This window comes from Bordetella trematum, from assembly GCF_900078335.1.
GTDB lineage: Bacteria > Pseudomonadota > Gammaproteobacteria > Burkholderiales > Burkholderiaceae_B > Bordetella > Bordetella trematum.
The window spans coordinates 24,938-32,239 of the sequence record NZ_FKBR01000032.1; the positions used below are offsets into that span (position 1 = coordinate 24,938).

General features: G+C 61.0%; 6 protein-coding genes. All 6 read left to right on the forward strand.

Annotated features, from left to right (window positions below):
* Position 1 precedes the first annotated feature (1 nt).
* The gene (locus A7V84_RS13060; RefSeq protein ID WP_063492218.1) at positions 2-2,518 is read left to right on the forward strand and encodes a phage tail tape measure protein; all 2,517 of its coding nucleotides are present in this window, start codon (positions 2-4) and stop codon (positions 2,516-2,518) included.
* On the forward strand, positions 2,515-3,009 hold the full coding sequence (locus A7V84_RS13065) for a hypothetical protein (protein WP_063492219.1): 495 nt from the start codon (positions 2,515-2,517) through the stop codon (positions 3,007-3,009). Before A7V84_RS13060 ends, A7V84_RS13065 begins: the two co-directional genes overlap by 4 nt.
* Complete coding sequence (locus tag A7V84_RS13070; RefSeq protein ID WP_063492220.1) at positions 2,999-3,514, forward strand: DUF1833 family protein; 516 nt, start codon at positions 2,999-3,001, stop codon at positions 3,512-3,514. The genes A7V84_RS13065 and A7V84_RS13070 overlap by 11 nt, the downstream gene beginning before the upstream one ends.
* Positions 3,511-3,852, forward strand: coding sequence for a hypothetical protein (locus tag A7V84_RS13075; protein WP_063492221.1), 342 nt, complete (start codon positions 3,511-3,513; stop codon positions 3,850-3,852). The genes A7V84_RS13070 and A7V84_RS13075 overlap by 4 nt, the downstream gene beginning before the upstream one ends.
* Positions 3,849-6,740: a host specificity factor TipJ family phage tail protein gene (locus A7V84_RS13080; RefSeq protein ID WP_063492222.1), complete on the forward strand. Its 2,892-nt coding sequence runs from the start codon at positions 3,849-3,851 to the stop codon at positions 6,738-6,740. The genes A7V84_RS13075 and A7V84_RS13080 overlap by 4 nt, the downstream gene beginning before the upstream one ends.
* Positions 6,741-6,797: 57 nt before the next feature.
* Positions 6,798-7,302 (forward strand): hypothetical protein (locus tag A7V84_RS13085; RefSeq protein WP_204246499.1); only part of this gene is annotated, 505 nt, incomplete at its 3' end.

Below are 7,302 nucleotides of genomic sequence, written 5' to 3' on the forward strand. Positions count from 1 at the left end.
TATGGCTGACGAAATCGCATCCCTTGTCCTGCGTGTTGATAGCACGCAGGCCAAAACCGCCAACGATGAGCTTGAGAAACTGGGTCGGTCCGGGGCTGGTGCAGAGCGGGCCGTAAAAGGCATTGGTGATGCCAGCGTAAAAGCCGGTGGCGGGGTGGGGAATCTTGCCAAAGAAGCGCAAGCGGCGGCGAGCGGCCTGGCCGGCACGGGCGGGGTGGCCTCGGCTGCAAAAATGGCACTCAATGCGATCAGTGGAATTTCTGGGCCTTTGGGCTTGGCTTCTGCGGGCGTGGTCGCACTCGCAGTCGGATTCGTGCGCGGAACTCAGGAGCTGGACAAGTTCAATCAGGCCATATTTCTGAGCGGCAATGCTGCCGGTGTCACGGCAGGCCAGCTCGGCCAGATGGCGAGGGAGATTGGGAAGGTCGCAGGGAGTACCGGAACCGCTGCCGCAGCACTGACCAAACTGGTTTCGTCCGGGCAGTTCGCGGGCGACATGATCGAGGGTCTGGGCCGGTCAGCAGTCAAGCTGCAGGAGGCAACCGGGAAGAGCATTGACGACACCATTCGTGAGTACCAGCGTCTTGCAGATGAGCCGACCCGGGCGCTGGAGGAGCTGAACAAGAAGTACAACTTCCTGACTGTCGCCGTTTACGAGCAAGTGAAGGCTTTGGAGGAGCAGGGCCGGACGCAGGAAGCCGCCCGCCTAGCTCTGGACACCTTTGCCACGGCCAACGAAACGGTATCTGGGGAGGTTGTCGAAAGCGCCAGCAGGATGCAAAGGGCGTGGGACGCCGTCACTGGCGCCATTAAGCGCGCCATCGATGCGACGTGGAACGCAGGCCGCAGCGCAGGCCCAGAGGAGCGCCTGGAGCAAGCGAGAAGGAACCGGGAGTCGATCGGATCGAGTAGGTTCAGGACCTGGCTGGACAACGACCGCCTGCGCGAGCTCGATGATGAGATTTCTTCCCTGGAGCAGGAAATCAAGCTCGGGAAAGAGGCGGCGAGGCTGGAAGCAGAGCGCGCCAGCGCTGTGGCCAAGGCCATCCAGGCAGAGAAGGACCGCGCCGCATATCTGAAGGCGCGCAGCGGAACATCCCTTTCTGCTGCCCTTAAAGCGGAGGAGGCGGCCTTCAAGAGGGCGGTGGCCGGGCTTAAGGAAGATACCCAGCAATACCGGGACGTTCTCCAAGTCCATAACGACAAGGTCGCCCAACTCAAGAAGCAGTTCGCCGGCCCGGCGGGCGGCGGTGGCTCTGTGGCTGCCGGTGTGCGCGAGCTGGAACAGGCCAGGCAACAGGAGGCCGTGCTTCGCGCCCAGCTTGAGAGCGCGGTCAAGATCACATCTTCCCGCGAAGCTCTGGTCAAGTTTGAGCAGCGCATCGCGGACCTGAGAGCGAAGGATAGTCTTACCTCCACAGAGAAAAGCGTCCTGGCCAACCAGAACGCCATTCGCCAACAGCTCGCGCTTAACGCCGGCCTTGAGGATCAGGTGCGCGCCCAGAAGGAGGCAACGCAGCTCAAGATCCTCGAAGCGTCGGCGCAGGAAACCTTGCTGACCGACCAGCAGCGCTACTCAGATCTGATCGAGGCCTTCAGTTCCAGCCCACGCATGCGCGAGCAGATTGAGGCGCAGCAGCGGCTTTACCGGGACTTCCAGAGGGACGCGAAGCGTGCAGCGGCACTGGAGAAAGATCGTGATATCACCCCGGAGGAGTACCAGAGGCGCATCCAGCTCCTGCGCCAGAATCTGGATGACAGGCTTGCCGAGCAGGGGAACTACTACGCCAAAGTTACCGAGCTTGAGGCAGATTGGAGGAAGGGCGCCGAAGGTGGGCTCAATGACTACGCGGAGCTTTCCGCAAACGTGGCATCGGGCACGCGCGATGCATTCAACAGCGCCTTCCGAGGCATGGAGGATGCGCTCACGCAGTTTGTTACCACCGGCAAGCTGAGCTTTGGAAGCCTCGTGCAGAGCATCCTTTCCGATATCGCCAGGCTCTCCATCCGCCAGGGGATTACCGGGCCTCTGGCTGGTCTATTGGGCTCTGCCATTACCGGAATGCTCGGCGGCGTGCAGGGCGTCGGGACCGCCAGCGCGATTCAGCAAGGCGGAGGCGATGGTATCGGCGCGCTGATTTCTCTAAACGGCTGGGGCGGGCCACGCGCCGCGGGCGGCCCGACTGCGCCGGGGATGTTCTACGAGGTCAACGAGAGGGGGCCGGAGTTGTATACAACCGGCGGGCGAACGTTTCTGATGTCCGGATCTGAGGGCGGTTTTGTGACGCCGCTGACCAGCGGGGATGGCGGCGGCGCCATGCCCAAGATCACCATCAACAACAACGGCACGCCGCAGGATTATGCGATCGAGAGCCTGACCAGAGAGGAGGTGATCCTGATCGCAGATGATCGGGTTGCAAAGTCTGGCCCGAGGATGGTTGCCGGCGAGCTGTCCCGGAGCAACTCGCGCACGTCCAGGGCGATGCAAGAGGGCTTCAAAGTAGAGAGGAAACGATGACCCTGCGCCTGCCATTCAATCCGATCGAGGCTGGATATTCGATACAGCCAGGCGATGAAACTTTGCGCATCGCCCTTGATGGCGGCTCGGGGCGGTATCAGCGCGGGGTGGCTGACGCGGCCGATACCGTGGAGGCGTCATGGGCCCTGTTCGAAGGAGAGTACGACGCCTTCATGGGCTTTGTAAGGATATGGCGCCGACGTGGCGGACCGTTTTTCTTGGTGTCGCTGCCTTTGGATGGCAGCCTGGCCGAGGACTATATGGCGAGTTTTATTCCGAAAACCGTTCGCCTAGCGTCCAAGTCAGGGCCTGTCTTCATCGTCTCGGCCACCCTGGAAGTCCTTCGGCTGGAAAAATTCGAAGACCCGAGCCTGGACCCTTACGAGTTTGCCTATGAACTTCTGCCTTATTACGGCTCATTTGATGGCATTGCTGACATGACCAACCGCCTTGAAATCCTCGTAAACAAGGACTGGCCAGATGCCGAATAGCCGCGACCCCTACGTCGATTTCTTCCTTGCTGCTGACCGAGCCGTGGCCGAGATTCAAACGCTGGAGATCCGCCAGGTCAGCTTCAGTCGGGTCTGGCGGCTTCAGTTTCACTATCGCAATGGGCTGACGGCTGCCCTGGAAACAGGTGCGATCGCCGAATTTCAGTACGTTCCCATGTCGATCCAGCCACTGGAGGATAGGGGGACGCTGGACTTCGGGCTGGGAGTCACGCTCGGGGACCTGGGCGACATCCTGCCGGACGAAATCGAGCGCGCGCGGGCGGCGGAGACGCTGCGTACCCATCCGCCCCAAGTCATCTATCGGGTGTACCGATCTGATGATTTGAGCCGACCGATGCTTGGGCCTGTGGATCTTGAGGCCAGGGAGATTGGGCGTACTCGGGATGGGGCTAAGTTCAATGCGACGGCCCCGGAGCTGAACGTGACGAAAACGGGTGAACGGTACACGACGGACCGCTTCCCGATGCTGCTGGGGGTGCTGTGATCGATCATCTATTCGAAAGACAGTACGACCGGCAAGCCTACAACTGTCTTCACCTGGCCGGCGAGGCCTGGGAGCTGCTGACGGGCGACAGCGCATTGCTCGCGGTCACTGAAAGCGACTTTCAGGCCGGCCGGATGGCGAGGGTATTCAGGACCTACCGCCGTCAGGCTGGGGCGACCGTAGCGCCGTCCATCGTGCTGATGGACACCCTGGCGGGCGAGGCCCATATCGGCGTGTGTTGGCGCCGCCGGCTTTTGCACATCAACGAAAGTGGCGTTCAGTTCCTGCCGATTGAGGCGCTGACGGTGATGTATCGAAACATGAGGTTCTGGGCATGACGAAGGTGATTCTGTTCCGAAAGCCGGACAACCAGCGCGAAGATCACGAAGTTGGTGACGTGCTGGCCTTCTTGCGGGCGCAGTTCGGGGCGCGCTTTCCTGCTGGCGGACGCATTACCGACATGGCGACCGGCCAGGACGTGACGCCGAAGGCTGAGGCGGATATCGCCCGCCTGCGCGGGTTGGCGGGGCCCCTGGTAGTAGAGGTGCCGCCGATGGGGCCGGAGTTTTTGCCAGCGCTCGCGATGATCCTGGTTTCGTCGGCCGCGAGCATGATTCTGGGCTCGATCTTCGCCAAGACCCCGCCGACCGCGACCGCCCGCAACATCCAACAGGAGAGTCCGAACAACGGACTGTCGGAGCGCACGAACCGCGCGCGCGTGAATGGCCGGATCCCGGACATCTACGGCCAGGTTCGCGCCACGCCGGATCTGCTGGCGGAGCCCTACAAGATTTTCGTGGATCATTCCGAAAAAGAAGTCGCGTACATGTGCGTGGGCCGCGGGGCCTACGAGATTCACGATGTGCGTGACGACACGACTCGGATCGATGAGATTGCCAGTGCCTCGGTTGAGGTTTACGGGCCGAACACGTCGCCCAACAGCGGCGATGCGCCGCAGTTGCGGATCGGTTCGCCGATCGGGCTTCCTGTCATCCTCGCCAAGCGCAGCAACAGCGTGAATGGCCAGGTGCTGATGCCGCAGGATGCCGGGCGCGTCACGATGCGCGGGATGGTGTTTCGCTGGCCCAATGAGATCCGGTCACAAGACCCCGATATCGACTTTTCGGCCTACTTCGTGCCGGGCGACGTCGTGTCGATCCGCAACGCAGCACAGTATGCGGGCACGTTTTCGTACCGCGTGCCTGACGATGGCCTAGCCAAGTTCCGGCCCGAGAATGAACGGCGGCCGACCTACGGGGATATTGAGCTCGTCGGCGATCTGCGAGGCTCTTTTGAGGCCGGCCAGGTTGTGACGCTGTCAGACGCGACGCTTGAATGGTATGTGAGCGGCGATGACATCAGCGACTACTTGACCACCAGCAGCGTCGCCGGGATTTACAGCATCCTTTCTGTATCCTTCGATGCGCTGCAGAACCGGACCACCATTCGCCTCGATGTCGAGCATAACTCCACGGCTTGGAAGGGGATTCTCAGCTCGGTCAGCGGCTACGCCACGGGTTCGCCGCTGATGACGCGGCCCTCTGACGAGTTGCTGTTTGATCTGTCTGGCTCCTACACGGTCTCCACCGTGACATCGAATGTGCTGAGCCTTGCGGATCCTGTCGCGAGCAATCCGGACTGGGAAGTCGTTCGGGATGATTTCGGCGGGCAGTCTGCGGTGCTGTTCCCTGTGATCACCACTACGGGCGAGCGTTGGGTGGGCTGGATGACTGTCGAGAGCACGCGGCCGATAACCCGGCTTCTTGCAAACATGGTGTCGCTCAATGGGATGTACCGCGACAATGGCCGGCAGCAGTACAGCACCAGCGTCAGCTTTTCCGTCGAGATCCAGCCGGTTGACCGGGAGGGGGAGCCGGTGGGCGATTTGCAGGTCGTTGGTGGACAGGTGGTGGGCTCTGCGACAACCCGATCGACCCGAGCGACAACGCTTGATGTGGCGGTTGATACTCCCTCCCGTTGGCTGAAGATCCGTGCAAAGCGGGTGACACCCAGCGATACCTCATTCTCGGGGCAGGTCATCGACGAGGTGAAATGGCGGGATCTTTACGCCTGCACCGAGGTCGAGGAGCGCCATTTTGGGGATGTGACCACCGTGCAGGCGGTGACGTTCGCAACGGATGGCGCCCTGGCTGTGAAAGAGCGCAAACTGAACATGCTTGTCACGCGCAAGCTGCCGGTGCGCCTTTCGGACGGGAGCTTTTCGGCTGATCTTCGCCCAACGACGAACGTTGCCGACATCCTGGCGGCGGTTTGCCTTGACCCGAAGATCGGAAACCGGCCACCTACGCAGGTGGATTTCGACAACTTCTATCAGACCGCGCAGGAGATCCGGGATTATTTCGGTGTGGACGTGGCGCGGTTCGACTACACGATCGACAAAGAGGGCCTGAGCTTCGAAGAGATTGTTTCGATGATCGCCGACGCGGTGTTTTGCAACGCCTACCGGCGTGGCAGTGTGATCCGGCTTTTCTTCGAACGGGAGGAAGAGGATTCCGTGCTGCTCTTCAACCACCGCAACAAGCTGCCGGGCAGCGAGCAGCGAACGGATAGCTTTGCACCGGAGTACGACGGAATCGAATATCAGTGGATCGACCCCGAGACAGATGCGCTGACCACGCTCCACCTTCCCGAAGACAGGTCGGCCGTGAGCGCCCAGGTCATCGAGTCGGTGGGGGTGCGAAACATGGAGCAGGCTCACTTTCACGCCTGGCGCGCTTACAACAAGCTGCTTTACCAGAACGAGGGCACGACCTTCGACGCGTTGCCGGAGGCGAACCTGCTGATCCTGTCGCAGCGCTTCCTGAACGCTGATAACTCCCGGGGCAATGCCTGGGATGGCGATGTGATTGAGGTGAGTGAGGCTGATCCGCGTGTGATCCGCCTGTCCCAGCCTTTTGACTGGGGGGCGGGGCCGTACACCATCTTTCTGCAAGGCAGCGATGGCATGGTCGAGTCGATGCCGGTCTCTGACGGGGGCGGGCGGTATTGGGCCAGGCTCGCACGCGAGCCGAGAACGGCCATCATTGTGCGCGGAGAGGCCTACAACACAACGACCTACATCATCACCGACGCCGAGAACAGCCGGCGGGCCAAGCCCTTTATCTTGACCGAGAAGGACGCCCCGAACAAAGACGGCACGATTCCCTTGAGCGCAATCAATTACGACAGGCGCTATTACAAAAACGACCAGGACTTCCGAGCCTGATCTCACGCATGCATTTCCAGCCCCGCCATTGCGGGGCTTTTTTATTGGGAAAACAGAATGGCCGCAAATACGCCAATCACGCTCCAGCAGCTTGCCAATGCGCAGCGAGATGCCAAGGATCTTGAGCGTTACGTCAATGATGACGAGCCAGGCTTTGTTCCTACTCGCATCGGAGGGGCAAAGCCCAATTACGCTCAGATTCTGGCCTGGATGACCCGTAAGTTTGAGAATTTCATTCTCAGCTCCGGCTATCAAGACATCGGCGACTACGGGCCTGGGCTGCAGATCACTGAGCGCAACCAGGTTTTCTGGAAAGGCGGAGAGCTGTATCGCGCCGGCGCCAGCCTCCCGCTGCCTTATGTCACGACCGGAGATTGGGCCTCGGAATCTGCGTCTTTTGTCGCCGTGGGCGATGCCGCGCTTCGCCAGCAACTGGCCAGCGATACTGGTGCTGAACTGGTATTTTTTCGCAGGCCAGAGGCTGGCTCTGTGGCGCGGACCCTCCAAGACAAGATGAGGGAATCGGTCAGCGTAGTTGATTATGGGGCAGACCCGTCCGGGC